21 protein-coding genes and 1 tRNA gene are annotated in these 26,364 nt (G+C 66.8%); 6 read left to right on the forward strand and 16 right to left on the reverse strand.

Annotated elements, in window-relative coordinates; genetic code table 11:
* The first annotated feature begins 39 nt into the window (after positions 1–39).
* A complete protein-coding gene (locus ACVWZN_RS12115; protein WP_456954029.1) occupies positions 40–642 on the forward strand; it encodes a DUF421 domain-containing protein in 603 nt (200 codons plus the stop codon).
* A gap of 36 nt (positions 643–678) precedes the next feature.
* Positions 679–1,380, forward strand: a complete 702-nt coding sequence (locus ACVWZN_RS12120; protein WP_456954030.1) for a glycosyltransferase — start codon at positions 679–681, stop codon at positions 1,378–1,380.
* A 373-nt stretch (positions 1,381–1,753) separates the two neighbouring features.
* Here ACVWZN_RS12120 and ACVWZN_RS12125 read toward each other — a convergent pair whose 3' ends face one another.
* Positions 1,754–2,920, reverse strand: a complete 1,167-nt coding sequence (locus ACVWZN_RS12125; RefSeq protein WP_456954031.1) for a class I SAM-dependent rRNA methyltransferase — start codon at positions 2,918–2,920, stop codon at positions 1,754–1,756.
* A gap of 148 nt (positions 2,921–3,068) precedes the next feature.
* On the opposite strand from ACVWZN_RS12125, the gene ACVWZN_RS12130 reads away from it, so the two are divergent.
* Complete coding sequence (locus ACVWZN_RS12130; protein ID WP_456954032.1) at positions 3,069–3,788, forward strand: rhomboid family intramembrane serine protease; 720 nt, start codon at positions 3,069–3,071, stop codon at positions 3,786–3,788.
* Here the strand turns inward: ACVWZN_RS12130 and ubiA are convergent, their stop codons facing one another.
* Positions 3,789–4,685 (reverse strand): 4-hydroxybenzoate octaprenyltransferase, encoded by an 897-nt coding sequence (gene ubiA, locus ACVWZN_RS12135; RefSeq protein WP_456954033.1) that lies wholly within the window; start codon positions 4,683–4,685, stop codon positions 3,789–3,791.
* Positions 4,686–4,829: 144 nt separating this feature from the next.
* On the opposite strand from ubiA, the gene ACVWZN_RS12140 reads away from it, so the two are divergent.
* Positions 4,830–4,906 (forward strand) — tRNA-Arg (locus ACVWZN_RS12140).
* Positions 4,907–5,064: 158 nt separating this feature from the next.
* Entirely contained in the window at positions 5,065–5,307 is a 243-nt protein-coding gene (locus ACVWZN_RS12145) for a hypothetical protein (RefSeq protein WP_456954034.1), read from the forward strand.
* 33 nt (positions 5,308–5,340) lie between these two features.
* Here the strand turns inward: ACVWZN_RS12145 and ACVWZN_RS12150 are convergent, their stop codons facing one another.
* From ACVWZN_RS12150 to ACVWZN_RS12185, 8 genes are read right to left on the reverse strand one after another with little or no spacing between them, the layout of a single operon-like run.
* Complete coding sequence (locus ACVWZN_RS12150) at positions 5,341–6,027, reverse strand: phospholipase D-like domain-containing protein (RefSeq protein WP_456954035.1); 687 nt, start codon at positions 6,025–6,027, stop codon at positions 5,341–5,343.
* A complete protein-coding gene (locus ACVWZN_RS12155) occupies positions 6,024–7,118 on the reverse strand; it encodes a toxic anion resistance protein (RefSeq protein ID WP_456954036.1) in 1,095 nt (364 codons plus the stop codon). The genes ACVWZN_RS12150 and ACVWZN_RS12155 overlap by 4 nt, the downstream gene beginning before the upstream one ends.
* Positions 7,115–7,789 (reverse strand): hypothetical protein, encoded by a 675-nt coding sequence (locus tag ACVWZN_RS12160; RefSeq protein WP_456954037.1) that lies wholly within the window; start codon positions 7,787–7,789, stop codon positions 7,115–7,117. Before ACVWZN_RS12160 ends, ACVWZN_RS12155 begins: the two co-directional genes overlap by 4 nt.
* On the reverse strand, positions 7,786–13,119 hold the full coding sequence (locus tag ACVWZN_RS12165) for a DNA repair ATPase (RefSeq protein ID WP_456954038.1): 5,334 nt from the start codon (positions 13,117–13,119) through the stop codon (positions 7,786–7,788). Before ACVWZN_RS12165 ends, ACVWZN_RS12160 begins: the two co-directional genes overlap by 4 nt.
* A 60-nt stretch (positions 13,120–13,179) precedes the next feature.
* Entirely contained in the window at positions 13,180–15,234 is a 2,055-nt protein-coding gene (locus ACVWZN_RS12170; protein ID WP_456954039.1) for a hypothetical protein, read from the reverse strand.
* A gap of 26 nt (positions 15,235–15,260) precedes the next feature.
* Positions 15,261–15,923 (reverse strand): hypothetical protein, encoded by a 663-nt coding sequence (locus tag ACVWZN_RS12175; protein ID WP_456954040.1) that lies wholly within the window; start codon positions 15,921–15,923, stop codon positions 15,261–15,263.
* Positions 15,923–16,648, reverse strand: a complete 726-nt coding sequence (locus tag ACVWZN_RS12180; protein ID WP_456954041.1) for a PspA/IM30 family protein — start codon at positions 16,646–16,648, stop codon at positions 15,923–15,925. Before ACVWZN_RS12180 ends, ACVWZN_RS12175 begins: the two co-directional genes overlap by 1 nt.
* Entirely contained in the window at positions 16,645–17,283 is a 639-nt protein-coding gene (locus ACVWZN_RS12185) for a YjfI family protein (RefSeq protein WP_456954042.1), read from the reverse strand. The genes ACVWZN_RS12180 and ACVWZN_RS12185 overlap by 4 nt, the downstream gene beginning before the upstream one ends.
* Positions 17,284–17,614: 331 nt before the next feature.
* Here ACVWZN_RS12185 and ACVWZN_RS12190 point away from each other — a divergent pair, with 331 nt between their 5' ends.
* Positions 17,615–18,607: a DUF2272 domain-containing protein gene (locus ACVWZN_RS12190; RefSeq protein ID WP_456954043.1), complete on the forward strand. Its 993-nt coding sequence runs from the start codon at positions 17,615–17,617 to the stop codon at positions 18,605–18,607.
* Between the two features lies 1 nt (position 18,608).
* Here ACVWZN_RS12190 and ACVWZN_RS12195 read toward each other — a convergent pair whose 3' ends face one another.
* The 6 genes from ACVWZN_RS12195 to ACVWZN_RS12220 form a co-directional block, all read right to left on the reverse strand.
* Positions 18,609–20,054, reverse strand: a complete 1,446-nt coding sequence (locus tag ACVWZN_RS12195; RefSeq protein ID WP_456954044.1) for an efflux transporter outer membrane subunit — start codon at positions 20,052–20,054, stop codon at positions 18,609–18,611.
* A complete protein-coding gene (locus ACVWZN_RS12200) occupies positions 20,051–20,785 on the reverse strand; it encodes an SDR family oxidoreductase (protein WP_456954045.1) in 735 nt (244 codons plus the stop codon). The genes ACVWZN_RS12195 and ACVWZN_RS12200 overlap by 4 nt, the downstream gene beginning before the upstream one ends.
* A gap of 18 nt (positions 20,786–20,803) precedes the next feature.
* Complete coding sequence (locus ACVWZN_RS12205; RefSeq protein ID WP_456954046.1) at positions 20,804–23,977, reverse strand: efflux RND transporter permease subunit; 3,174 nt, start codon at positions 23,975–23,977, stop codon at positions 20,804–20,806.
* An 87-nt stretch (positions 23,978–24,064) separates the two neighbouring features.
* Positions 24,065–25,237, reverse strand: a complete 1,173-nt coding sequence (locus ACVWZN_RS12210) for an efflux RND transporter periplasmic adaptor subunit (RefSeq protein ID WP_456954047.1) — start codon at positions 25,235–25,237, stop codon at positions 24,065–24,067.
* Positions 25,234–26,031 carry an SDR family NAD(P)-dependent oxidoreductase gene (locus tag ACVWZN_RS12215; RefSeq protein WP_456954048.1) on the reverse strand — a complete coding sequence of 266 codons (798 nt, stop codon included), beginning with the start codon at positions 26,029–26,031 and terminating at the stop codon, positions 25,234–25,236. Before ACVWZN_RS12215 ends, ACVWZN_RS12210 begins: the two co-directional genes overlap by 4 nt.
* On the reverse strand, positions 26,028–26,297 hold the full coding sequence (locus ACVWZN_RS12220) for a hypothetical protein (protein WP_456954049.1): 270 nt from the start codon (positions 26,295–26,297) through the stop codon (positions 26,028–26,030). The genes ACVWZN_RS12215 and ACVWZN_RS12220 overlap by 4 nt, the downstream gene beginning before the upstream one ends.
* Positions 26,298–26,364 lie beyond the last annotated feature (67 nt).

Genomic DNA, 26,364 nt, shown 5'->3' on the forward strand with positions numbered 1-26,364 from the left:
GCGGATTTGTGCTTTCCACCTTCCACGCGAGACGCACGCATGTTCTTCGACGGCTGGTGGGGTCCCTTGCGCATCGTGATCGTGGGCGTACTCGCCTACGTCGCCTTGTTGCTGCTGCTTCGCGTGTTCGGCAAACGCTCGCTGTCGAAATGGAACGCCTACGACCTGGTGCTGACCGTGGCGCTGGGCTCGACGATGGCGAGCGTGGTGATGTCGAAGGACACCACGCTGGTCGAAGGCATCGTCGGCTTCCTGCTGCTGCTCGTGCTTCAGTACCTCGTCACCAGCATCGCCGTGCGTGTGCGTGGATTCCAGACCACGCTCGCGTCGAAACCGACGTTGATGCTTGCGCGCGGCCGGCCACTGGCGCACACCCTGCGCGAGCAGCGCGTCACCCAGGAGGAAGTGCTGGCCGCCGTGCGCGCCAAAGGCCTGGGAAGCCTCGACGACGTGGCCGCCGTGGTGCTGGAAACCGACGGCAACTTCAGCGTGATCCCGAACGACGGCCTCGGCGACGGCTCCGCGCTGGCCGATGTACCGGGCGCGCAGGACCTGCGCGGCAAACGCACGTCTCACGGCGGCGGCAACGAACAGACGCGCCACGCGCAGCAGTCCGGCGGCGGTGAAACGATCCCGAAGTAAGCGCGCCGCCGGTGCCGCGTCTGCGACGATGGCGCCATGCTGAGCTTCGTAATTCCCGCCCACGACGAAGCGCCGCGCCTGCCGGCGACGCTGGCGTCGCTGCATGCGGCGGCGCGCGACTGCTGCGTGGAGCACGAAATCGTGGTGGTCGACGACGCGTCGACCGACGGCACCGGCGACGTCGCGAAAGCGAACGGCGCGCGCGTGATCCGCGCCGAACACCGGCACATCGCCGCGACCCGCAACTCCGGCGCGCGTGCGGCAGTCGGCACGATCCTCGTATTCGTCGACGCCGACACACTGGTGCCCGCGGCGACGCTCGCGGCCGCGCTCACTGCATTACGCGACGGAGCCATCGGCGGCGGCGCCGACATCCGCATGGACGGCGTACTGCCCTGGCATCAACGCATCGGTGTCACGCTTGGCGTCGCACTTGTGCGCGTGCTGCGCATCGCCGCCGGCTGCTTCGTGTTCTGCACCCGCGAAGCCTTCGACGCCACCGGCGGCTTCGACGAACGCTGGTACGCCGGCGAAGACGTGGCGATGAGTCGCGCGCTCGCGAGCGTCGGTCGATTCGTGCTGCTGCGCGAACCCGTGGTGACTTCGTCGCGAAAACTGCAGACGTTTACGCCAGTCGAGCATTTGCGATTGATGCTGCGTGTCGCGTTGCGAGGTCGAGGCGTACTGCGCTCACGCGAGCATCTCGGGCTCTGGTACGAGCGGCGCGAGAAGGATTGAGAGCGACAGGCAACGCGCCGCGATGTGTCGCGTGCCGTGTTGCATGTGGGCAGTCGCCGTCGCAACAAATCTACGCATGCTTGCGACGCGATGAGATCGAGTAGCAAGAAGCCGACGGCCGCTCCGCTCCGTAAAACGCGCTAACCCCTCAACTCACACGAGACCCGAAGGGCGGCGAGCAGGACGCGCGCCGTCCGCACCCGAGCCAGGATGGCGAGTGTGCGGATCGTATGGACCTACACGCCGCGGGCTGTAGATCCGTCGGGGAAGGTGCTTTCTTTTGGTTAACTTTTCTTTGCACCAGCAAAGAAAAGTAACTTGGGCGCTTCAGCGCACGAAACGCTCTTGCTTCACACCAAGACCAAACCCGGACTCAATCCAAAACCCGACAAAACACCGCCTTCAAATACCGCGACTCCTGCACGCTAGCCAGCACAGGATGATCCGCCCCCGCACCCGAAACCCGCAGAATCTGCACTGTGCGATTCGCATAGAACGCCGCACGCCGCAGCATGTCGAGGAACTGATCCTCGCTCACCAGACCCGTGCACGAGAACGTCGCGAGCAAACCGCCCGGCTTCGTAACGCCAAGCGCGAGCTTGTTCATGTCGAGATACTTCTTCAGCGCCGGGATCACCTGCTCGCGATCGCGCGTCATCTTCGCCGGGTCGAGGATCACCACGTCGTAGGCGTCACCGCGATTTCCGGCATCACGCAGCCACGGAAAAATGTCGGCCTGCACGAACTTGATGCGCTGGTCGTTGAGCTTCGCATTCGCCTTGGCGATCGAGAGCACGTCGTCATCGATGTCGATGCCGGTGACTTCGCTCGCGCCACGTACCGCGGCATACACGCCGAAGCCGCCGGTGTTGCAGCAGAGATCCAGCACGGTCTTGCCGTGGACCCGCTGGCTCAGCCACTCGCGGTTGTCGCGCTGGTCGGTGAAGAAGCCGGTCTTGTGCGCGCCCGACGGATCGGCGCGGAAGCGGATGCCGTTCTCGGTGATGATGGCGGCCGGCACTGCGGACTGCACGCGGAAGTCGAAGCTTTCCTGCTTCTGCACGTGCTCATCGGCGAAGCTGAAAAAGCGGCAGCCCGGGAACTGCTCGGCGAGCGCGACGTAGACCCATTCGCGATAACGGAACATGCCGGCCGAGAAGAATTCGACGACCAGCAGATCGGCATAACGATCGACCACAAGACCCGACAGCCCATCGCCCTCGCTATGCACCACGCGCCAGGCATCGGTGACGTCGTCGAGCTTGAGCAGGTCGCGGCGCAGCGACACCGCTTCGGCGATCTTGCGCGAAAACCAGCGCTCATCGACCACGACGTTGCGGTCAGTCTCGAGGATGCGCACGGCGATGCGCGAGTGGCCGTTGTAGAAGCCGCGGCCGATCCATTCGCCGTCGACGCCGATCACGTCGACCAGCGCGCCGGGCTTGGGCCGCTGCGCCGGCTTCTCGACCAGGCGCTGGAAAATCCACGGATGCGTGGACTTCCACGCGTTCTTGAGGTGTACGACGGGCAGTTCGTTCATCGGCCTATTGTAGGTGGCGCGGCGTTCGCGCCCGGCTGATGGGTCGTCACGGCCGTCACGCTGCGTCCGGTTTTATCGCCACAGCGTTCCACGGCCGCCACCAGCCAGCGGCCTTGCAATCGCCCGACCACGGCGCCAAGTCGATCGCATGCACCTGCACACGCCCGCGATGCCGACCGACCCCGCGCAGCAACGCCAGCTGGACCGGCGTCGCTGGCGGCGGGCCTTCAACGTGTCGCTGGCCGGCGTGCTCGCGCTACTGGCGATCTATTCGGCGCAGTCGACCTTCGACGTCGGCGCGTGGTCGGTGCGGCCGCACGATATCGACGGTCTGCGCGGCATCGCCACCGCGCCGCTGCTGCACGGCTCGATCGAGCATGTCGGCAGCAATGCGCTCGGCCTGCTCGCGCTCGGTACGTTGACCATCGCGCAATACCCGCGCGCCCTGCTGCGCACGGTGCCGCTGGCGTGGATCGGCTCGGGCCTGGCGGCGTGGTGGCTCGGAACGGCGGGCTCGGCGCACCTCGGTGCAAGCGGCGTCATCAACGGCATGCTGTTCATGGTGCTGACGCTGGGCCTGATGCGGCGCGATCGTCCCGCCGTCGCCGCGGCGATGCTCGGGCTCACCCTCTTCGGCGGCATGCTGTTGTCGGTGCTGCCGCACGAGGCCGGCATCTCGTGGCAGTCGCATCTCGGCGGTGCGATCGGCGGCGTGATCGGTGGTGTGTGGGCGCGTCATGCCGACCCGCTGCCGCCGCGCGTGCGCTACAGCTGGGAAGACGAGGACGAAGACGCTGCGGACATTGAGGTACTCGACGCGCCGGTCGAACCCGTGCGTCGCGACGTCTCGCGCATCAGCTGGGGCTGATCAGCGCGACGCGAGATCCAGCGCGAGGCCGGCGAACACCGCAAGCCCGACCCAGTGGTTGTGCAGGAACGCGCGGAAGCAGGCGCTGCGTTCGCGATGCCGTGCGATGTGGAATTCCCACACCACCAGCGCGACCGAGATGGCGAGCCCGACCACGTAGGCGGGCCCGAGCTGGCTCATCACGCCGACCACCGCAAGCAGCACGAAGAACAGCGTGTACAGGATCGACTGCGCGGTGAGGTCGTGGCGACCGAACAGGATCGCGGTCGACTTGCTGCCCATGCGCAGGTCGTCTTCGCGATCGACCATCGCGTACCAGGTGTCGTACGCCGTCGACCAGACGATGTTCGCGATGTACAGCACCCACGCGACGGTCGGCACCTCGCCGCGAATGGCCGCGAACGCCATCGGGATGCCCCAGCCAAACGCCATGCCGAGATACACCTGCGGGAAGTAGGTGTAGCGCTTGAGGTAGGGATAACTCGCAGCAAGCACGATGCCGACGAAACTCATCAGTATCGTCAGCCGGTTCAACGTGCATACCAGCGCGAACGCGGCGACCATCAGCACGCCGAACACCGCGAGCGCTTCGCGACCACGCACCGCGCCAGTCGCAAGTGGTCGATCCTTCGTACGTTCGACATGCGGATCGAGCCAGCGATCGGCGTAGTCGTTGATCACGCAACCGGCCGACCGCGTCAGCCAGACGCCCAACGAGAACACCGCCAGCGTCCACAGCGGCGGCAGCCCGCGCGCGGCCAGCCACAGGCCCCACCAGGTCGGCCACAGCAGCAGCAACCAGCCGATCGGGCGGTCGCCGCGCACCAGCGCCCAGTACAGGCGCAGCCGTTGCTGCCAGCCGGTGGACGGGGAAGAGGTCGGGTCGGAAGCGCTCATCGTGGGTCTGCGACGCCGCGACGCGCGGCGCCTACAGGGTACCGGCGACCAACGGCGACGTTCACCCGCAGCCGCCGCGACACCCGGCGAATACGGCTAGAATGCCCGTCCCGCGCGGCCTGCCGCGTGCGGTTTCAACGCAACGCGCCTGTAGCTCAGCCGGATAGAGTAGTGGCTTCCGAAGCCATTGGTCGGGGGTTCGAATCCCTCCAGGCGCGCCAATCATGCGGACTTTCGCGGCCGGGTCGGAATGACGACCACGGGATCCGAGCACGTGGAACGATCGCGTCGGCGTCCTTTGCAGCCGCCGGTGTCGTAACTGGCGATTTGTCGGCCGAATCCTTATCGTCCCGGCTCGCATTCGCCAGCAGGAGATTCCATGACTTCATCACGCAGCCACCTCGACATCGCGCTCGCCTCGATCGCCGTGTTCGCCAACGACGGCCGCCTCGACCACGCCGAACTCGACAAACTCCTCGAGCTCGCAGAACGCGACGGCACCTACGACGAGGATGAGAAGCGCGTGCTGGAGAGCATCTTCAAGCAGGCCGAACAGACTCAGCTGGACCCGTCGGTCGCCGCGCGCATCGCGGACGTCCGCAAGGCACACGGACTGGCTTGACCCACCGAGGTGCGCGGCCATTCGCCGCGCATTTCAGGCGAAACGATTCCACAACGTTTCGAAATGCCCGGCGAAGACCCGCGCGAGATACGGGTCTTTGCTGACGACGAGGTTCTCGAAGTTGTTGGCGCTGGCCGATCGCGTCCAGTTGAAGCTGCCATTGGCCACTGTGGCGCCATCGAACACCGCGAACTTGTGATGCATGTGATACGGCGTGGCGTCCGTGCGAACGTCAATGCCCGCAGCCGACAGTTCGTCGAGGTCACTACCGGTATCCAAGCGCTTGTCGTCGTCGCTGACGATGCGAACCGTGACGCCCCGGCGCTGGGCGTCGAGGATTGCGCGGGTGATGCGATCGTCGGAGATCGTGAAGACACACGCGTCGGCCGTACGTTTCGCACCCTGCCAGAGCGACTGCAACTGGCGTAGGCAGGCGTCACCGGGCGAAAAAAACGCGGTGGTGGCGGCGCTCGCGCCGACAGCCGCGACCTCCAGTGTCTTGACCACCTGCTCGAGCCAACGCAGCAGCTCGAGCGCTGTCGAGGGATCGGCGCGTACCGAGTCCCGCGCGATGTCGAAGGCGCGGTTGCGGAGGTAGCGCACCTGGTCCGCCGTGGCCTGCTGGCCGATGTCGCGCAGCTCGAGCCGCTCCTCGTTGTCGAGATGAGCGTCTTCTGCCGACTCGCGAAGTACGCGGTCGAGCGCCTGGAGATCGATCATGCCGGTGGCGCCGCCAGCCGCTTCTGCACGTCGTCACGCATGCGGGCAAGATCCTGCTCGGCCTGACGGCGCTTCTCGAAGCCATCGCGGTGTATCTGGCGCACATCCTCCACGGTCTGGATCAGCTGCTCGTGCACGTGCTGCAGTGTCTCGATGTCTATCACACCGCGCTGGTTCGCGCGCGCGGTGGCGATCGAGTTCTCGCGTAGCAGGTCAGCATTGCGCCGCATCAGCTCGTTGGTCGCGTCGTCGATCGCGGTCGCGAGCTGGACGGCGTTCTGCTGTTCGTTGAGCGAAAGCTGGATGGCGAAACTGCGCTTCCACGCCGGAATGGTGATGTCGCGCACCGATCCAAACTTCTCGATGAGCTGCATCGAGTTCGCTTGGATGAGGCGGATCATGGGCAACGTCTGTTCGGCCGCGTGCCGCATGAGTTGCAGGTCACCGACCCGTTTGTCGAGCAGGCGAATCGCCATGTCGAGTTCGCTTCGGCGCGCACGCGAATCCGTGTCGTCGGCGATGTCCAGTGCGCCGCGCTCTTGTTCGAGCTCGACCAGGCGCAGCTTGCCGGCGGCAACGTGCAGCCCCAACTGGCGTCGCTCTTCGCCCACGATGTCGTGCATTCGATCGAAATCGCGCACGCGTTTGCCGAGGTCATCCTGTTGCCGCGAAAGATCGCGCATCAGCTGATCGATCTGCTGATTGGTCGTGCTGAACTTCTGAACCAGCTCACCGCGAGCGTCGCGGAAGCGATCGATAAGAGCGCCGATTACCGGCACCTTGGAGCGACCCGCGAACTTCTGCAGGTTGAGTGAGCGCGCAATGCGCACCACTTCGCCGAGTTTCGAACCCGCATCGTCGAGATCCTTGTTGCGCACCTGGTCGAGCAGTTGGCTCGAGAACTGCGTGGTCCGCAGCGAGGCGTCAGCACCGAAGCCCTGCAGCTCCGTTGCGGGCTGCGCGGCGAGCGCGCTGCGCAGCACCTCGACGGCTTGCGCATCTTCGGGTTGCAGGTCGAGCGTCCGCAGGTCGGCTTCGCCCAGTTGGGCAGGAGGCGTCGCGGCGACGAGGTCTTGGGTCGATGCGGTCATTGCGGGCTCTCCGGTACGGAAGGGGGTGATACAGCAGGAGCGGCAGAGGCACGGGCGTGCAATGCGGACTGCAGGTCGGCGAGTTCACGCGCGGTGCGCGCGTGCGCGGCGGCCGCTTCGGCGAGACGCCCTTGCCGCCAGAGCGACACCAGCAGGTCGCGAACGTGGCGGTGCTGATCGAGTACAGCGCCCGCCGCCGCACGTGCAAGCACGAGTTGCGCACGGCTCATGCGCCAAGAGGCATCGAGCGCCTTGAGGCGCACCGGGTCATCCGGCGTCACGGGTGCCTGGTCCGCCTTGTTCTCAGAGCTGCGCGCGAGTCGCTCGGCCAGCGCCTCGAGATGAAAGCTCGCAGCGTCGATCGCCGCGTCGACATCGCGCATGAATGCCTGCGTCGCCTCGGCATGTGCTGCGCTGCGCTCCATGTGCACACGCAGCCGCGCATCCACAGGGTCGGGGTGCGCCGCCCGCACGAGGTCACGTGCGAACAACCGGTCGAGAAGACGCGAGCCACCGGTCGCGCCCGGCACCAATGTCTCAAGCACACGGTGCAATTCGGTCAGCAGCGCGGTAGCAGGCTGACGTGCGAGCAGATCGGCCATAGCCGCGAGCAGCACAGCGTCGGCCGGAGCGTCGACGTTCTCGCCGCAAGCTTCGTCGGGCACGATCACGGCGATGGAATGGAGCCCAGTTGTTCGAGCGCGCGATCGAGCGTGGCTTCGTCCGGCGTCGGATGATGCGGCCCGCGTACGGTACTCGACGGCGCCACGATCACCTGTCGCACGGCCTGCGCCTGGCGCAGTGATTCCGCCAATTGCAGCAGTGCGGCCCCAACGTGAGCCTGTTGATCGTGCGTGACACGAAGTGCATCCAACAGTGGCGACAAGGCGCCGTGAAGCGCCTCAGGTACGCGCGCCAGCAGTTCGTCGCCGTCGATCCCCGTGCGAGCCTGATCTGCTGGTGGGGCCGACGTTGCCATGCGATCCACCGTTTGGCGAAGCAGGTCGACCAGCTCACCCCATGGCGCCGGCGGCACCGCTTCAGCCGGTCGCGCGGCGATCGCTTCCATGGCCTGCAGGCCGCTCGCGATGTCCGCCAATTGCGCGACGACGCGACCGCCGACATCGGCGTCCTCGCTGCCCATCGCGCGGTTGCGCAGGAAGTCGCGCTTGATTTGCGCCCAGCGCGCGGACTCCTCATCGGTCAACAGCCCACGCAACTCCTTGAGCTTGAGCAGGTTCTCCTCGGCGCCCTGCGTGAGCAACTGCGCTTCGCCGAGATAGTGATCGGAGATCAGTTGCTGCAGCTCGGCGTCGTTCATTACCGGCGACACCTTCTCGGCGAGCTTGCCCATGTTGCGGTAGCTGCCCTGGAGCTTGAACGGCGGCTCCGTGCGGTACTTGTCGGCCTGGGCTGCGCTCGCGATGTACTCCTGGTTCACGCGGTACACCACGTCGCGCACGGCAAGCAGGCGCTGAAGGGTTGCGACGACCTCGTTGACCTCCGCCGCGCTATAGGCATGCGACAGCGCGTTGGTCGAAACCTCCTTGCCCATGGCGCGGTCGATCAGCAGGTACAGGTCGGCCATGTCGCGCGTCGCGAGCGGCGCCAGCACCGGGTTCGACGTCAGGCTGTTCTCGAGGTAGCTGAGCAGGAACGTATCCTCCATGCCGCCGAGGACGTCGCCCAAGTTGTAGACGTCCGCACGGTTGGCGAGCATGTCCGGGATGCGAAACACCTCGCCGGACTCCGTATAGGGATTGCCGGCCATGACGACGCAGAACCTCTTGCCACGCATGTCGTAGGTCTTGGTGCGCCCCTTCCACACGCCCTCGATGCGGCGCGTGCCATCGCATAGCGAGATGAACTTCTGCAGGAATTCCGGATTCGTATGCTGGATGTCGTCGACATACAGCATCACGTTGTTGCCCATCTCGAACGCAAGGTTGAGCTTCTCGAGTTCCTGACGCGCGGTGGCGTCGGGTGCCTGCGCGGGATCGACCGAACGCACGTCGTGCCCAAGCGCGGGGCCGTTGATCTTCATGAAGATCAGTCCGAGCCGGTTCGCCACGTATTCCATCAGCGTGGTCTTACCGTAGCCGGGTGGCGAGATCATCATCAGCAGGCCCATCAGGTCGCTGCGCTTGCCTTCGCCGACCGTACCCATCTGCTTGGCGAGGTTGTCGCCGATCAACGGCAGATAGACCTCGTTGATGAGCCTGTTGCGCACGAACGACGTAAGCGGACGCGCCTGGAATTCCGTGAGTCGCAGCGCTTCGCGTTCCCGCGTTGCGATGGCCTGGCGAAGCGATTGGTAACGGCGGTAATCGGGCACGAAACGCGTGCGGTGGGAACGCAGGCGCGCGAGCAGGTCATCGATGGCGAGCACCAACGTACCATTTTGGATACGTGGATGCTCCCCGAGCAGGCCTTCTACATTGATAACCAGCGAGGCCGCATTGTCATAGCGGACGGTCGCGTCCCGGGTCATCAGCCAAGCCGCCGCCTCGGGCACATAGGCGCGCAGAGGCGACAGCGTCGCGTCACCGCACATTGCGTCGAGCCAGTGCAGGGCGTGCCGCCAACGCGCGCCGGGGCGGTCGCGGAACTGCTCGAGCGTGAGGTCGAAGCCAGTTTTCAGGCCTGCACTCTCGAGGCGCGCGGCGAGCGCTTCGCCGAGCTCGCGCCCGTAGCGCGAAAGCACGAAACCTTCCTGCCCGGCCGTCAGTTCGTCCGCGAGATACGCCGCTGCGTCGCTCGCGACCGTTGGGTCGAACGGCAACGTAGAGGTTTCGATAAATGCCAGGAGTCGCTTCGCCATGTCCTCGAGCAAGGCGTCCAGACTGCTGCGTGCAGTGAAAAGCGCCTGCATGGCCTTCGCACCGGCGGCGCGACCCGCCCATTCGCGCACATCACCGTCCTCGGCTTGCCCCGCGACGAACAGCAGCGCGAGTGCACGCGCCGTCGGCGCGTGCACGAGCGTGCCGGCCGCGCCGCGCTGGCTCAGGAACGCTCGCAGGATGCGCGCGGCATCGTGGTCGTGGATGCCACGCTCGTAGCCATCGCGATAGCGCGGCGCGGCGAAGTCGCGAACGGCCTTGGCAAGCGCGTCGGGGTCCGCAGCAAGTTGCTGCAGTGCGTTTGGTGAGAGGCCATCGGTGCCGGCCTCGGCGGCGGCCAACACCTCGCCCGCGAGATATTCGCCGCGATAGAGGTCCGTCGATTCGGACTCCAGCGATACCTGCCAGTACTCACGCAGCTCATCCAGCTCGGCACCGGCGATGGGCTCCATGAAATCGGTGCCGGTGAGGTGCAGCGCCAGATGGTCCCCACGCGGAAGAATGGTGAGATCGAGCGGCTGCGTATTGACGCTGAAGCGATGACGGCCGAGGCGGATCACGTCGCCACCGCTCTCGAACAGGTCGCCACGATCACGCAGACCACGCACCGCCTGGTCGCGCGTCGCTTTCAGCCGCGCTTCGACGTCGTCGGCTTTCACGCTGTCGCGCAGCGCGCGCAGGCGATCGGCGAGTTCCCGCAGCTTGAGAATCAGCGCGTCGCCAGCGAAGAAGGCATTGAGCTCGTCGATGGTCTTGAATTTTTCGCAGCGCTTGCCGAGGCCGCCGAGGATGCGGTCCGCCGCATCCAGCACGGCCTGCGACTTGCGCTGGCGCTCATCGAGTAGCGCCTGCTTGTGGCTTTGGAACGTCTCGAGCAGTTCTTCACGTTTGGTGAGGATGTCGCCGAGAAACTGTTCGTGTTCGCCGAACTGGCTCTCGATTTCCTCGAGCTGCACCATGAGTCGTGACAGCTGCTCGTCCGCCTTTTCGGGATCGGTCGCGAGCCCGAGCGCGCCGGTGATCGACTGGCCAAACAGCGTGAACTGTGCGCCGAACTGCGCGACCGCCTCCGCGGAGCCGAGTGACTTGCGACGCTGTTCGGCGCGCGCGCGCGCCTGGTTGAGCCGCGCATAGATGCCGGCGATGGCGTCGACGACGCGGGTACGCTCGGTCGCGTCGTCAACTTTCAAGCCGGCCATGAGCGCGGACAACATGTCGAGATCGGCGGAGAGCGCCTTCAACGCTGCGAGCTGCTCGGCTAGTTGCTTCGCGGTCTGCGCCTGCTGCGCCGCGGTGTCGAGTTCGTCGACGCGCTTTCCGAATGGCGCGAGCGCGGTCGGGCCGGCGAGGAACGTGCCCGTCGCCGCACCGATGCGCGCCTGCGCCGCCTCGAGTTCGCCGCCCATGGCGTCGATGGCTACGACATCGATGTAGCGATAGTCGCGAATCGTCAGCAACTGCCCACGTTGACGCGTGATGTCGTTGAGCGCACCGACATAATCCTGGACCTGCGTCCAGTTCTCGGGCGTGAGTCGGGAGAGCAGCGCCTTGTGCTCCGCGCGCGCCTGTTCGATGGCCTGCTCGGATTGGCGGCGGATGCCTTCCACCTTCTCGAACTCGTCGAGCATCGCCTCGCCGGTTGCGGCGACCTCGCGCAATGCACCGGCCGCGCCGTTGCAGTGGGCGTCGTCAAGCCAGTGGTGTGCGTCGAACAACCGGCGGGTCTGTTGCACGAGCAACTGATAACGCGCCATCGAGACGTCGCTACGCTCGATTTCCCGGGCGAGCTCGACGAGATTCGAAATACCCCGCACCAGCTCGGCGTTGCCCAGTCGTCCCATGAAGCTGTTGCCCGCGGGTCGTGCGGCGGCGACCTCGTCGGAAACGAACGGGGTCTGCCAGACCTGCATCGCATGCACACGCGTCGGCGCGTCGCCCTCGGCACTGAAAAGCACCATGCGGCCGTCCGGCAATTCGGCATGGCCATGGCCGAACAGCGGGTTTTGTAACTGGCGCTGGATCATGTTGTAGACGAACAGCGCCGACCTGCCGGCCTCGTGTTCGTAGAACATGTACAACACATCCTCGCCGTTCGGCGAGCGGATGGCGCGCTGGAACTGCATGCCGTCCATCTGCGCGTCGAACGCTTTGTGCTCGCCGTTCTGCAGGTAGTAACCGCCGGGAAACAGCAGGCCGTGGTCCTCGGGCAACTGCACGCACGCCTGCACGATCGCGTCGAGCCGGGTGATTTTGCCGGTCAGCGTGTTGTAGATGAAACCGCGCCAGGCCTGCTCCCGATACGGCAGCACCTTGAGCAGGATCAGCGAGCCGAGCCTGGCGAAATCGAACTTGGCGTCGTCGAGCGATTGCGTCGCGTCATCGACTGCTTCAGCGTGCAGGCCCTCTCCGGTCTCCGTATTGTTTTCGACCTTGATCGTGAGGTCGCCACCCGTCGTCTCCACGAACAGCGTGTCGAGGATATTCAGGTGTGGATAGCGGCCGCTGACCATCAGGTCGCGCGTCGCGCGCGTCCATTCGAAGTCGAAAGGCGGCGGCAGCACGATGTCGCGTTCGCCACGCGCGTCGATATAGGTGATCTCGCCCTGCGGCGAAACCGCCCAGCGGAAGACACGTATATCGGTGTTTCGCTCGCCGATCTGGAACGCGGCGAGCAGCCTCCCCGCGGAGACGTCGAGCTGCAGAAGGCGCGCGTTCTTGTAGTACGCGTAGAGCTCCGCGAAGTCACGCACGAACTGCGCGTCGCCGAGGAAGGTCGAAGCGGCATCCACCGCCTCGACGTCGAATCCGTCCGCGTTTTGGACCAGGCGGTACAGCGCGAAGACGTCCGACACGGCCGTCGTCGTCTTCAGGCCCATGAAAACGTTGTAGCCGAACAGCAGCATGTCGCCGACGGGGACGATGTCGCGCCCGACGCAGTTGTGCTCGGTGCGCACGCGCAGACGGCCGATGACCTCAAGCCGGCTGTCGCCGAACTCGCTGATGCGCTGCGCATTGAGCGCGTCGGCGATGGCGCGCACCCTCGCGCCCTGCTCGGTCAAGCGCCGGCGCAGCACCTCGTACGCGCTGCCGTCGGCAACGGCGCGGTCGACCGCGGAGGTGGACGCATCCACGGACGCGACCGCTGGAATGGACTCGGACATCGCAGAAACCTTCTATTCCGTGAGCGAGCCGGGCGCATCGGAGCGCCCGGCGGTCCTTGGTCAGGCGGTCGGCTTAGCCGTCGCTGCGTCCGCCGCGTGCGCCGCGCGTTCGATAGCAGCGGCGATGGGCGCGGCACCACCGGGTTCCGTTGCATCGATCACGCGCTCGCGCGGCGCGGGCTTGGCGACGCCGAGGTAACGCTCCATCAGGTCCTGCGCGATCGGGCTCTTGGCGGCGAAACCTTCCACCGCCTTGCCGAGCGACAGAGCCTTCGAGAAGCTTTCGAACAGGCCGCCGTCGCCGCCGACCAGGTCAATGTTGGCCCCGCGCAGTGCCGTCGCGATGACCTCCGCGTTCTCCTTGCTGACGTCCTTGCCCGCAGCGATCGCGGCGAGAGCCTGCTCGAGGTTCTTCTCGAGCACCATGCGGAACTCCTCGTGTGCACGCGCGCTGTCGCTGAGCTCGTCGAGGGCGGCGAAGCGCTTGTTCAGGCCCTCGGCTTCGACATTGAATCGCTTGCCCAGCACCTCGGCTTCCGCGGTACCGATCGCCTCGGTCGCCTTGGCCTTGGCCAGGCCGAGCTTTTCCTCGCCCTGCGCACGCGCGGCGAGCGTTTCGGCGAGCACGCGACCCTCGGCATTGCCCTGCTTGTAGGTCGCCTCCGCTTTCGCCTCGAGCACGCGAACCTCGGCGATGCCCACCTTTTCGATGGCCGACGCGCTCGCTTCGCGCACTTGCGCATCGGCAAGGCCCGGCGCCGCACGCTCGGCCTTGACGCCTTCGGCAAGCACGCGCTTGGCCTCGGAGCGCTTGATCGACGACTGCAGCTCCGATTCCGCGGTGATCGTCGTTTCGTTCGCGCGATGCTTGGAGGCAGCTTCCGCGGCTTCCGCTTCCTTGACGGTCCGCACGAGCGCTTCCTGCGCGATGGCCTCGGCAGCAATGACTCGCGCCTGGCGCTGGCGCTCCGCTTCGGACACCACGCGCACTTCCTTGATGCGCTCTTCTTCCTGCGCAACGGTCTTGTCGATGGAAATGCGCTCGCGGGTGATGTTGGCAACGTCCATGCGTCCGGCTTCGACCGCCTTGTCGCGCTCGACGTTCTGCAGCTGAACCTCGCGCTCGGTGGTCACCTGTTCGAGCGAGCGTGCGCGATTAACGCGCTCGGCTTCGATCGCGACCGCGCGCTGGCGGTTCTGCTCCGCCACCTCGATCTCGCGCAGCTTGTTCTGGTCGCGGATCTGCAGTTTCTCCTCGGTCTCCAGACGCGCCTGCTCCGAAATCAGGCGCTGCTCTTCCTGCGCCTTCTTCGCGGCAGCTTCCTCGCGGGCACGGACTTCGGCGACCTCGCGCGCCTGGCGCGCTTCGGCCTCGGCGACCTGCTTTTCCATGGCGAGCGAGGCTTCGCGCGCGCTCGTGTTGCGCTTCTGGATTTCGAGCGTGGCGTTCTGCTCGAGATCGTTCGTGCGAACGTTCTGCGCCGAGGTCAGCTCGGTGATCTTCTTGATGCCTTCGGCGTCGAGGATGTTGTTCGGGTCGAGCAGATTCTTGGGCGTCTGTTCGAGGTAGTCGATCGCGACGTCTTCCAGCGCATAGCCGTTGAGATCGCTGCCGATGACCTTGACGATTTCGTCGCGGAACTCCTCGCGCTTGTCGAAGAGCTCGGTGAAATCGAATCGCTTTCCGACCGTCTTGAGCGCCTCGGAGAACTTGGCGTTGAACAGCTCGTCGACCGCCGCCTTGTCCGACGCGCGATGCGCCCCGATCGCCTTGGCGACGCGCAGCACATCCTGCTGGGTCTCATTGACGCGCAGGTAGAACGCGACGGATATGTCCGCGCGCATGTTGTCCTTGCAGATCAGGCCTTCCTTGCCCTTGCGATCGACCTGCAGGGTGATCAGCGAAATCTGCATGTACTCGGCCTTGTACAGGACCGGAATGATCAGGCCGCCGGTGAAACGCACCTTCGGCATGCTGCTGAGGTCGTTGACGATCAGCGCGGTGCCCTGCTCGACCTTGACATAGAAGGCCTTGAACAGGCCGAAGATGCCGAACAGCACCACCAGCAGTGCGCCGGTGCCAATAACGAACGGCATGATCAGGGACATACTCATTGCGACCTCTCCTTGAGGTGTGATGCTTACAGGCTGTTGAACTGCTGTTCGGCGATGACGCGGTAGGCATGCTGCGCATCGAGGTATTCGATGAGCACGACCCGGTCGCCGCGCTTGAATCGGCCGGAGTCGTTGGAACGGATCTGCAAGATCAAGCCGGCGCCGCCGTCGTCGACGGTGGCCTGCCCGTAACGATGGTCAACGTCAGGCGTGCCCACGACCGCGACGCGGCCCAGCAGGCTCGGCTCGATAGGCGGGCGCAACGCGAGGATCCAGCGGCTGACGGGCCGTAATACGAGCGACGTGGCGATGAGCCCGGGCACGAGCGCTGCGACATCGAGGGCGATGCCAAGGACGATTCGCAGCGACGTGTGCAGATGGTCGAGCACCAGCAGCTGGGCGTAGTACGCGCACATCCAGCCGAAGAAGCTGAGCACGGTCGCGATCACCATGACCGGCACGCCGGCAAGTCCAAGGCGGCCGAGCAACGCAGCGAGATCGCTGGCCTCGGCGTGATGGCCGTGGGCGTGCAAGTCTGCGCCGTGCACGTGCGCATGCAGCACCGCATCCGGCGCGTGGTAGTCCATGACGCCCGTCGCGGCGAGAAGCCAGTACAGCAGGCAAACCGCGAGCAGAACGCTGTAGACGAGCGTGGGAAAGGTAAGCGCAGTGACAAGGAAGTCGTGCATTACGGCGTCCTGCGTGTGGTGCGCGAGGTGGTGCGCGCCGGCGCCGGTTCTACGGCCGCACGTATGCGCGCAAGGATCGCGTCGACGCGTGCGCGACGATCGACACCGCTGTCCTGCAGCTTCGCGTCGAGCTCGTCGAGGTCACTGACGCTGGGGGCACTCGCGACGTGGTTTGCCGCGGACTCCTCCTGCTGGCGACGCGCGCGCTGTAGGGAGTCGAGTGCGGTGCGGGGGCGCGCGTCCTCGCCTTCCGAACGCTCGGCCACCGCGTCCTGGGCGCGCTGTACGGCCTGCGCAGCGCGCAGCACGTCGAGCTGGTGCCGCAGCCGCCGCAACTGGCGTTCGCCCTGCTCCACAAGCGGCGTCATCTGCGCGATGCATGCGTCGAGCTGGGCCATGAGTTCGGCTTCGTCATCGCGCGCCTGTTCCAGGCGGTCGATTTCGGCGGCCACTTCGGTCGCGAGTGCGTCCTGTCCGGCCTGCAAGGCGACCGCCGCCTGGGCCTCGCGTTGCAGGATGGTCGCTACCGTCGCGTCGTGGCGTTCTTTCGCAGCAAGCTGGCGCGCGCGGAACTCGGCAAGCGAGCCGCGCCAGTCGCGCAGCTGGTCATCGGCCGCGCGAATGCGGTCGTCGAGTGCGCGTTCGGCCTGCAGGCCGGCAAGGCTTTCGCCCAGCTCGACGAGCTGCTCGCGCACGCGCCCCACCAAGCGGCTGATCGGGTTCATGCGGCCGCCTCGTCGAGCAGGCCGGGCCGAAGGAAGGGCGCGTACGACTCAGCCGCACTCAACACGTTCTCGGCGAGGGTCTCGATCTCGAAGACGACATTGGCCAGGCTCGAGTGCGTGTCGAGCGAGCCGAACATGATGTAGCTCATGACGCCGCCGACCGGCTCGATGCCCATGGTGCTCAGCGGCAGCAACTTATGCGTACGAAGCACGTGGACGTCGAATGCGGCGGTGTCCACGACGTCGTGCACCGGCCACATCAGCACCTGCACGATGATCTGCTCGCCGCCGATCGCCACGAACACCGGCAGGTCGCCGTAGTCGTGCATCACCACGTGGAGGCTCGGCTCGGCGCCCTCCATCAGCTCGACGGTCACGCGGCCGGCCAGCACTGCACGCGTCGCGGCCAGCGCCGCGGCCAAGGCGTGGACCGTCCAGCCGGGTAACGCCGAGCGCTCACCGTCCAGACCCGACGCCGCACCCGGCATTTGCCGCAGCTGTTTTTCCACGGCGGCCAGCTCGGGCGCCCGCTCGGGACGAATCCAGACTTCGCGCTTGACGAGGCCCGACTCCCGCATCCGCTTGCGGAATTCGCGGACATAGTCCGTCGAGCTGCGGGGGCGGTCACCTTTCATGGAAGACGACTGTACGCTTACATGAAATGGTCCGCCAGATAGTGACGACCAGTTCCGACAAGCGGCAGTCGGCGGCATGCTGGCGAACGCGCGACAGTCATCGACGAGCGACTGCCTGCTGTGGCGCGCCTCGTTGTTCCGAACGTGACCAGCACGCTCATCGGCCTAGACATTCGGAATGTCCGCATCACCCCACGCAGGCAGCGAGTGTCCAGCGCTGTGACTTGCGCGCGCAGCCTCCGTACGGCCTCGGCCACGCTGAACACGTGAACTCCCGCGCAACACCGACTGTGCGAGCGTCGGCGGCTGTTGCTCCGTCCGGTGGATGCACGTGGCCCTTTCCCGCCTGTCCTGCCTCGCGTTTGCTGCGCTCGCGTTCGGCTTCGCGGTCGATGCGAAGGCCGACGTCTGCGCCGATCCGTCGACCGCCAGCGCGAACGACACGGCGTCGCGCATCGCGCGCATCGCCTGCGCCGAGCACGACCTCTGGTACGCGCCCTTCATCGACGAGAACGGGCGTCTCGCCAACATGCACATCTCGGAAGCCGAGAGTTCGCGTCTGCGCGACGGTGCGACGCCTGCATGGCGGCGCGTGGCGATGTACTGGCAGGGCAGCGGCGTGTCGTGGCCGGCATCGGGGCTGGCGGGCGATGCCGACTGCAATAGCGCGAGCGGCAGCAGCGTCGGCGCGGCGCTGTGCCGCACGTTCCTGATCGACACGCCATGGTCGGCGGTGTTCGTTTCCTATGTGCTGACGCATGCCGGCGTGCCGGGCTTCCAGCCGTCAGCGCGACATGTGGACTACGTGCGCGACGCGTTCCGCGGTGGCGACGCCGGGCCGTATCGGCTCGCCGACCCCGATGCGGAGGCGCCGACCACCGGGGATCTGGTGTGCTTCGTGCGTACCTCGCAGGTGTACGGCGTGCAGGGGTTTCGCACCTGGCTCGGTCAGTCGTCCGGCGCGTTGCCGATGCACTGCGACATCGTGGTGTCGACCGCCAACAGCCGCGCGCGCCTGGTCGGCGGCAACGTGCTGCAGGGCGTGACCATGCGCGTGCTGCCGCTCAATCGCCAGGGCAAGTTCTGGTCGCTCGCGCATCGCAGCGGTGGCGAGCCCGAATGCGACCCCGGCCTGCCGACCGCATGCAATTTCAATCGGCAGGACTGGGTCGCGCTGCTCAAGCTCAATCCGTCGGCGAACGTGCCACTGTCGGGAATGCCCAACAGCGCGCCGACGAAGTGCTGCACCGTCTGCATGCTGCCGATGCCGGCGGACATGCATCGCTGCCCGGTGCCGCCGCCGACGACGACACCGACGCCCTGACTCAGCGCTGCGCAGTCGACGCGTTGACCGCGTCGGCGACGTGCACCTGCCGGTTCGGCCAACCCGACGCGAGCGCGCGATACACCGCCACGCCCGACACCGCCGAGCGCGCGCGTGCATCGGCCAATGCATCCTCCGCCTGCAGTCGTACGCGGTCAGCGTCGAGCACTTCGAGCAGACTCGACGCACCCGCGCGATAACGCAGGCGTGCGAGTTCTGCGGCGCGTGTGCTGTCGGCCGCGGCGCGCGCGAGACCTTCGGTTTCAGCGTTCGCACGGTCGTGCCGCAGCAGCGCGGTTTCGGTGTCTTCGAGCGCGAGCAGCACGGCCTGCTGGTAGTCTGCGAGCGCGGCATCCGCATCGGCATCCGCCGCACGAATGCGTGCGCGCACGTGGCCGATGTCGAGGAACGACCAGTCGATGCCGAGCGCGACGAAACGCGTGCGCGTGCCCGACCCGAACAGGTCGCCCGAATCGATGGCCTGCGTGCCGAACAGCCCGCCAAGCGTCAGCTTCGGGAACAGATCCCCGGTGGCGACGCCGATGCGCGCCGTTGCTGCGTGCAGCCGATGTTCGGCCGCGGCGACATCGGGACGACGACGCACGACCGATGCCGGCGTCTCGCCATCGAGCGTGGCATCGACAATCGGAATCGGCGCGACCGGCGACAACGTCGCGATCAATGCCTCCGGCGTTCGACCGGTGAGCACCGCGAGCCGATGCATGGCCGCGCCCTCCTCGGCTTCCAGCGCGGGAATGCGCGACTGCGTGGTCTCGAGCAACGCGCGGGAACGCACGAGGTCGAAGTCGTTGTCGCGCCCGGCATCGACGCGTGACTTCACGAGCCGCAGCGACTCCTGCTGGTTCGCCGCGTTCTCGCGCGCCACGCGCAGACGTTCCTGCGTGCCACGCAGTTCGACGTACGTGCGCACTGCATCGCCGACCAGGCTGACCTGAAGCGCGTCGAGATCGGCAGCAGTGGCCCACGCATCCGCACGCTGCGCTTCGATGCCGCGACGGATGCGGCCGGAGAGGTCGATCTCCCAGCTCGCCACCGCCTGCGCCGAATAGCTGCGCAGGTCGGTGCCGTCGCCGCCCTGATCATGGCTGAGGTGATCGCGCGAAGCCTCGCCATGCGCGGTCACCGTCGGCAACAGGTCGAGACGTGCGCCGCGCAGCAATGCATTCGCGCGATCGAAACGCGCGACCGCCGCCTGCAGGTCGTAATTCGCGGCGAGCGTGTCGTCGACGATGCGATCGAGCACCGGGTCGTTCAGGCGATGCCAGAACTCGCGCGCATCGCCTGCGTTCGACGGCGCCGGTGCGTCGTTCGCCACTGCACGCACGAAGTGATCGGGCATCGGCGAATCCGGCCGCACGTAGTTCGGCCCGACGCTGCACGCCGCCAGCAGGGCGCTGGCGACGGCGAGCGGAAGCAGTCGTCTCACCACGGCAGCACCTCGCCCAGGTGATGGAAGCCGCCATTCGGGCCGTCGGCGCCGAGCAGCGCCATTTCGACGGCGGTGCGCGCACCCGTCTGCACGTCGAGATCGCCCTGCGCATTCATGTCGGTCTTCACCGAACCCGGATGCACGGCGTTGACCTTGATGCCGGTGCCGCGCAGTTCGTGCGCGAGATGCACCGTCCATGCATTGAGCGCGCTCTTGGACGCGTTGTACGCCGGCATCTTGAACTCGAAGATCGGCGACGACGGATCGGTATGCGAGGTCAGCGAACCGAGCAGACTGGAGACGTTGACGATGCGTGCGGCGGGCGCGGCGCGCAGCAGCGGCAGGAACGCCTGCGTGGTGGCGATGACGCCGAACAGGTTGGTGTCGAACGTGTCGCGCCAGGTGCGCAGCGACTGCTGCGAAGGCGCCAGGCTGAAGTCGTCGACGAACACGCCTGCGTTGTTCACCAGCACGTCGAGGCGGCCGAACTTCTCGGCAACGTCGCGTGCGGCCTTGTCGATGCTGACCGCACTGGTGACGTCGAGCGCGATCGCTTCGACCGACAGGCCTTCGGCCTGGAACGGCAGCGCGGCGGCGACGGCGCGGGTGTGGTCGCGGCCGGCGAGCAGAACGTGCAGGCCTTCGCTGGCGAGCTGGCGGACGGTTTCGAGGCCGAGGCCACGGGTGGCGCCGGTGACAAGGGCGATGCGGCGGGAATCGGTGGTCATGTCGTTGTCCTTGGTTGATCAGGCGGGGAGGAAGTCGGTGTCGCCGTCGACGACGTCGGCCGCGGGAGCGGCGCGACGCGTCACCAGCGTTCGCAGGGCGACGTAGAACACGGGGGTGAGGAACAGGCCGAACAGGGTGACGCCGAGCATTCCGGCGAAGACGGTGATGCCGGTGGCGCCGCGCACTTCCGCGCCCGCGCCGTGCGAGAGCACCAGCGGCACGGTGCCGGCGATGAAGGCGATCGATGTCATGACGATGGGGCGCAACCGCAGGCGACAGGCTTCGAGCGCGGCGTCGACGATGGAGCGGCCCTGCATTTCCAGTTCGCGGGCGAACTCGACGATCAGGATCGCGTTCTTGCATGCCAGGCCCATCAGCACCACGAGGCCGACCTGCACGAACACGTTGTTGTCGCCATGCGTGAGCCACACGCCGACCAACGCGGACAGCAGCGTCATCGGCACGATTAGGATCACCGCGAGCGGCAACGTCCAGCTTTCGTACAACGCAGCGAGCACGAGGAAGGCGAGCAGCACCGCGAGCGGGAACACGACGAGCGCGGCACGCCCCTGGCTGGCCTGCTGATAGCTCAGGTCGGTCCATTCGACGTCCATGCCCGGCGGCAGCACTTTCGCCGCGATGCCGGCCATCGCGTCCATCGCCTGCGCCGACGACATCACGCGCGGATCGGCTTCACCGGCGAGATCCGCCGCGGGATAACCGTTGTAGCGCAGCACCGGATCGGGGCCGTAGCTCTGGTGCACGGTCACCATCGAACCGATCGGCACCATCTCGCCACGAACGTTGCGCGTGCGCAGCTTGGCGATGTCCTCGACGCTGTCGCGGAACGGCGCGTCGGCCTGTGCGATCACCTGCCAGGTGCGGCCGAACTGGTTGAAGTCGTTGACGTAAGCACTGCCGAGGTACGTCTGCAGCGTGTCGAACAGTTCGGTGAGCGGCACGCCCTGCGCCTTGGCCTTGACGCGATCCACGTCGGCATCGAGCTGCGGCACGTTCGCCTGGTAGCTGCTGATCGGGAAGCTCATTCCCGGCGTCTGCGCGACGGTGCCCTGCATCGCCTGCACGGCGTTCTGCAGCGCGCCGAAGCCGGCACCCGAGCGATCCTCGATGAACAACTGGTAGCCGTTGCCGTTACCGAGCCCGAGGATCGGCGGCGGCATCATCGAGAACGTGAAGCCTTCCTGCAGCCCGGCGATCTTCTGGTTGATCTCGGCGTTGATCTCGGCCGCACTGCGATGGCGCTTGCCGAACGGTTCCAGCGACAGGAACGCGACACCGGTGTTCGGCGTATTGGTGAACTGCAGCGCATTGAGGCCAGGGAAGCTGATCGTGTGCTCCACGCCCTCGGTGTGCATCGCGATGTCGGTGACCTTGCGCAGCAACGCGTCGGTGCGTGCGATGGACGCGCCTTCCGGCAGCTTCACGCCGGCGATCAGGTAACCCTTGTCCTGCGTCGGGATGAAGCCCGGCGGCACGGTCTTGAACATCAGGCCCGTCGCGACGAGCAGCACCGCGTAGACCACGAACACCGCGCCGCGGCGACCGAGCGCCTTCGACACCGCGCCCTGATAGCGGTGCGAGCCCGTGTTGAACAGGCGGTTGAACGGACGGAACAGCCAGCCGAACAGGCGATCGATCAGGCGCGTCGGTGCGTCCTTCGCGGCGCCATGCGGCTTGAGCAGGCGCGCGGCGAGCGCGGGCGACAGCGTCAGCGAGTTGATCGCCGAGATCACCGTCGAAATCGCGATGGTCACCGCGAACTGCTTGTAGAACTGGCCGGTGACGCCGGACAGGAACGCCATCGGCACGAACACCGCGCACAGCACCAGCGCGATCGCGATGATCGGGCCGGAGACTTCCTTCATCGCCTGATGCGCGGCAGCGAGCGGGCTCAGGCCTTCCTCGATGTTCCGCTCGACGTTCTCCACCACCACGATCGCGTCGTCGACGACGATGCCGATCGCGAGCACCAGTCCGAACAGTGTCAGCGTGTTGATCGAGAAGCCGAGCAGGTGCAACGCGGCGAACGTGCCGACCACCGACACCGGCACCGCGATCAGCGGAATGATCGATGCGCGCCAGGTCTGCAGGAACAAAATCACCACCAGCACGACCAGCGCGATGGCTTCGAGCAGCGTCGACACCACCGCCTTGATCGAGTCGCGCACGAACACCGTGGTGTCGTAGACCGAGCGATATTCGATGCCGGCCGGGAAGGTCTTGGACAATGTGTCCATCCGCGCGATCACCTGGTCGCGGATGTCCAGCGCATTCGCGCCGGGCGCCTGGAAGATGCCGATGGCGACCGCGTTCTTGCCGTCGAGCTGCGAGCGCAGCGTGTAGTCGCCGGCGCCGAGTTCGATGCGCGCAACGTCGGCGAGCTTCACGGCTTCGCCGTCCTCGCCGTTCTTGAGCACGATGTCGCGGAACTCGTCGGTGTTCGACAGCCGGCCGCGCGCGTTGATCAGCGTCAGGAACTCGCTGTTGGGCATGGGCTCGGCGCCGAGCTGGCCGGCCGACACCTGCACGTTCTGCTCGCGCATCGCACGCACGGCGTCGCCTGCGGTCAATCCGCGTGCGGCGAGCTTGTCCGGATCGAGCCAGACGCGCATCGCGTAGTCGCCGCCGCCGAAGATCTGCGCGTCGCCGACGCCGCGGATCTTCGCGAGCTCGTCCTTGACGTGTAGTCGCGCGTAGTTGCGCAGGTACAACGTGTCGTACTTCGCATCGGGCGAAACGAGGTGCACCACCATCAGGAACGTCGGCGATTGCTTCTGCGTGGTCACGCCCTGCCGGCGCACGTCCTCGGGGAGTCGCGCCAGCGCCTGGCTTACGCGGTTCTGCACTTTCACCGCCGCGTCGTCGGGGTTCGTACCGGGACGGAACGTCACCGTCATCTGCAGAACGCCATCGGAACCGGCGACCGACTTGACGTACATCATGTCCTCGACGCCGTTGATCGCTTCTTCGAGCGGCGTGGCGACGGTTTCGGCGATGACTTTCGGGTTCGCGCCGGGATACACGGTGCGCACGACCACCGACGGCGGCACGACCTCGGGGTATTCGCCGATTGGCAGCAGCGGAATGGCGATGAGGCCGGCGGCGAAGATGATGATCGACAGCACGGCCGCGAAGATCGGGCGGTCGATGAAGAAGCGGGAAAAATCCATGTCGGGGTCCTTGCGGATATCCGGGCCGAACGGCCCCACGCCTCCGCGCATGGCGGAAGCGGGGGAATCAACTGCGGTGCGAAATAGTTACTTCGCGGCGAGCGTTTGCGAAGGCGGCGATGCGGTCATCGCAACGGTCTTCGGTGCGACCGGCATGCCGGGCATGAAGACCTTCTGCACACCCTGCACGATCACGCGGTCATCGGGTTTCAGCCCCGACGCCACCACGCGCAGGCCATCGACCACGCGACCCAGCGATACATCGCGACGCTCCGCCGTGTTGTGCGCGCCGAGCACGTAGACGTACTTGCGATCCTGGTCGGTAAGCACGGCCTTGTCGTCGACCAGCATGGCCGACTGCGCGGTGCCGCCCTGCAGCTGCACGCGGGCGAACAGGCCCGGCGTGAAGCGGCGATCGGCGTTGTCGACCACGGCGCGTGCGCGGATCGTGCCGGTCTGCGGATCGACCTGGTTGTCGACGAAATCGAGTCGGCCTTCGTGCGGATAACCGCTCTCGTCGGCAAGCCCGACGCGCACCGTGCTCTGCGCACCGCCGCGGCCGTCGCGCTCGAGCTGCTTGTAGCGCAGGAACGCCTGCTCGTCGGCGTCGAAGTAGATGTGCACGGGGTCAACCGAGACGACGGTGGTGAGCAGCGTGTTGTCGGCCTGCGCGAGATTGCCGCGCGTCACCATCGCGCGACCGACGCGACCCGACACCGGCGCGCGCACCTGCGTGTACTGCAGCTCCAGTCGCGCGGTGGCGACCGCCGCTTCGGCCGCACGCACCGCCGCACTGCCCTGCGCGCTGGATGCACGGCGGCTCTCGAACTCTTCGCGCGAGATGGCCTGTGCGTCGACGAGTTCCTTGGCGCGACGGTCCTGCGCCTGCGCGAGGCGTGCCTCGCTGCGTGCGCGGTCGAGATCGGCGAGCGCGCGATCGAGGTTCGCCTTGTAGCGACGCGGGTCGATCGAGAACAGCAGATCGCCCTGCCGCACTTCCTGCCCTTCGGCGAAGCTGACGCGGTCGACGTAGCCGCTGACGCGCGGTCGTAGTTCGACGGTATCGACGGCGGTAACGCGACCGGTGAATTCGTCCCACTGGCCAACGGGCTTGGTCAGCACTTTCGCGACGCTGACTTCGGGCGGTGGCGGCATGGCGGCCGATGTTTCCGCATGGCTGTTGCAGCCGGCGGCGGCGAGCAGCGCGGCAGTCGCGAGGGCGAGCACGACGCTGCGGCTGAGGATGTGCATTCGGCTCATGAAGAGGCGTCCTGGGGAGGAAGGGGAACGGCAAGTGATTCAAGAAGAGCGCGCGCGTCGGCGATATCCGCATCGCGTGGTGATGGCAGTCGCGGCGGCGGACGCGGTGCGTGGTCGAACTCGACGACCGGCGAAATGCAGACGCCGCGCGGCGCGGTCGCGAGCGCGACGGCCTGCGCGCCGATCGCACGCACGCGCGGCCATTGCGGGCACGCGTGCGCGGCGTTGCTGTCGGTGCATGCGGGCGCGTCGACGTGCAGCATCTGCACGCGCACGCCGCCGGGCAGTGCTTCGTCGTGCAGCACGCGCACCAGCATGCGCAGCGCGGCGGCGGTGACCGAGCGGTGTCCGTAACCGGCCCACGGACGCGTGCTGCCCGGCCCACCGATGACGACGTAGCGCGTCGCCTCGCCGTTGGATTCCAGCCACGGCAGCAGGTGGCGCGCGGCGATGGCTTGCGGGATCAGGTCTTCGTCGAGCCGATGGCGCAGGGCGTCGGCGCCGACATCGAGCACGCGGCCGCGATCGAGGCTGCCCTTGATCGCGACGATCACCGCATCGACCGGGCGGCCGAGCTTGCGCAGTTGCGCCACAAGCTTGGCGGCGCCTCGATCGCCGGACACCGTCGCGCGCAGCAGGGTGAGGTCGGCGTTCGGATGCGCAGCTTCCAGCGTCTTCAAAGCGCTGCAACCGCGCGCGACGGCAATGACCGCACGCCCGGCCTCGACCGCCGCGGCGACCACCGCGCGGCCCACCGTGCCGGTCGCGCCGAGCACCAGAATGGCCGCGGTCATTGTCCCGTTCCCGGGATTTTCCAGCCCGTATTCGGGATGACGACCCGTGGACCATGGCGGCGCACCACAGGGGCGACCACCGCGGCCGCGGTCACCGCGACGGGCAGGAGCACCGCGAACCCGGCGGACCAGGCGAACAGCCACAGCCCCGCATGCGAGCCGCCGGCCACGTGCCGGGCCAGCGTCGCGGCAAGCGTGAGCACCGCCACGGCGCCTGCGAGCAGCAGCGCGGTGGTCAGCATTCGGAGCGGAGTGGTGGCGGTCATGGCGGCGCCTCGTAGCAGAGGCTGCGCAGGCTAGACCTGCCCCCGCGTTTTGATTAGCCACAACTTT

The sequence above is a fragment of the Lysobacter sp. HA35 genome (assembly GCF_054061195.1).

Bases quoted from the DNA above. Each gene is read 5' to 3' on its own strand.
- ACVWZN_RS12115 (WP_456954029.1), top strand. From the start codon at position 40: ATGTTCTTCGACGGCTGGTGGGGTCCCTTGCGCATCGTGATCGTGGGC.
- ACVWZN_RS12120 (WP_456954030.1), top strand. From the start codon at position 679: ATGCTGAGCTTCGTAATTCCCGCCCACGACGAAGCGCCGCGCCTGCCG.
- ACVWZN_RS12125 (WP_456954031.1), bottom strand. From the start codon at position 2,920: ATGAACGAACTGCCCGTCGTACACCTCAAGAACGCGTGGAAGTCCACG.
- ACVWZN_RS12130 (WP_456954032.1), top strand. From the start codon at position 3,069: ATGCACCTGCACACGCCCGCGATGCCGACCGACCCCGCGCAGCAACGC.
- ubiA (WP_456954033.1), bottom strand. From the start codon at position 4,685: ATGAGCGCTTCCGACCCGACCTCTTCCCCGTCCACCGGCTGGCAGCAA.
- ACVWZN_RS12145 (WP_456954034.1), top strand. From the start codon at position 5,065: ATGACTTCATCACGCAGCCACCTCGACATCGCGCTCGCCTCGATCGCC.
- ACVWZN_RS12150 (WP_456954035.1), bottom strand. From the start codon at position 6,027: ATGATCGATCTCCAGGCGCTCGACCGCGTACTTCGCGAGTCGGCAGAA.
- ACVWZN_RS12155 (WP_456954036.1), bottom strand. From the start codon at position 7,118: ATGACCGCATCGACCCAAGACCTCGTCGCCGCGACGCCTCCTGCCCAA.
- ACVWZN_RS12165 (WP_456954038.1), bottom strand. From the start codon at position 13,119: ATGTCCGAGTCCATTCCAGCGGTCGCGTCCGTGGATGCGTCCACCTCC.
- ACVWZN_RS12170 (WP_456954039.1), bottom strand. From the start codon at position 15,234: ATGAGTATGTCCCTGATCATGCCGTTCGTTATTGGCACCGGCGCACTG.
- ACVWZN_RS12175 (WP_456954040.1), bottom strand. From the start codon at position 15,923: ATGCACGACTTCCTTGTCACTGCGCTTACCTTTCCCACGCTCGTCTAC.
- ACVWZN_RS12180 (WP_456954041.1), bottom strand. From the start codon at position 16,648: ATGAACCCGATCAGCCGCTTGGTGGGGCGCGTGCGCGAGCAGCTCGTC.
- ACVWZN_RS12185 (WP_456954042.1), bottom strand. From the start codon at position 17,283: ATGAAAGGTGACCGCCCCCGCAGCTCGACGGACTATGTCCGCGAATTC.
- ACVWZN_RS12200 (WP_456954045.1), bottom strand. From the start codon at position 20,785: ATGACCACCGATTCCCGCCGCATCGCCCTTGTCACCGGCGCCACCCGT.
- ACVWZN_RS12205 (WP_456954046.1), bottom strand. From the start codon at position 23,977: ATGGATTTTTCCCGCTTCTTCATCGACCGCCCGATCTTCGCGGCCGTG.
- ACVWZN_RS12210 (WP_456954047.1), bottom strand. From the start codon at position 25,237: ATGAGCCGAATGCACATCCTCAGCCGCAGCGTCGTGCTCGCCCTCGCG.
- ACVWZN_RS12215 (WP_456954048.1), bottom strand. From the start codon at position 26,031: ATGACCGCGGCCATTCTGGTGCTCGGCGCGACCGGCACGGTGGGCCGC.
- ACVWZN_RS12220 (WP_456954049.1), bottom strand. From the start codon at position 26,297: ATGACCGCCACCACTCCGCTCCGAATGCTGACCACCGCGCTGCTGCTC.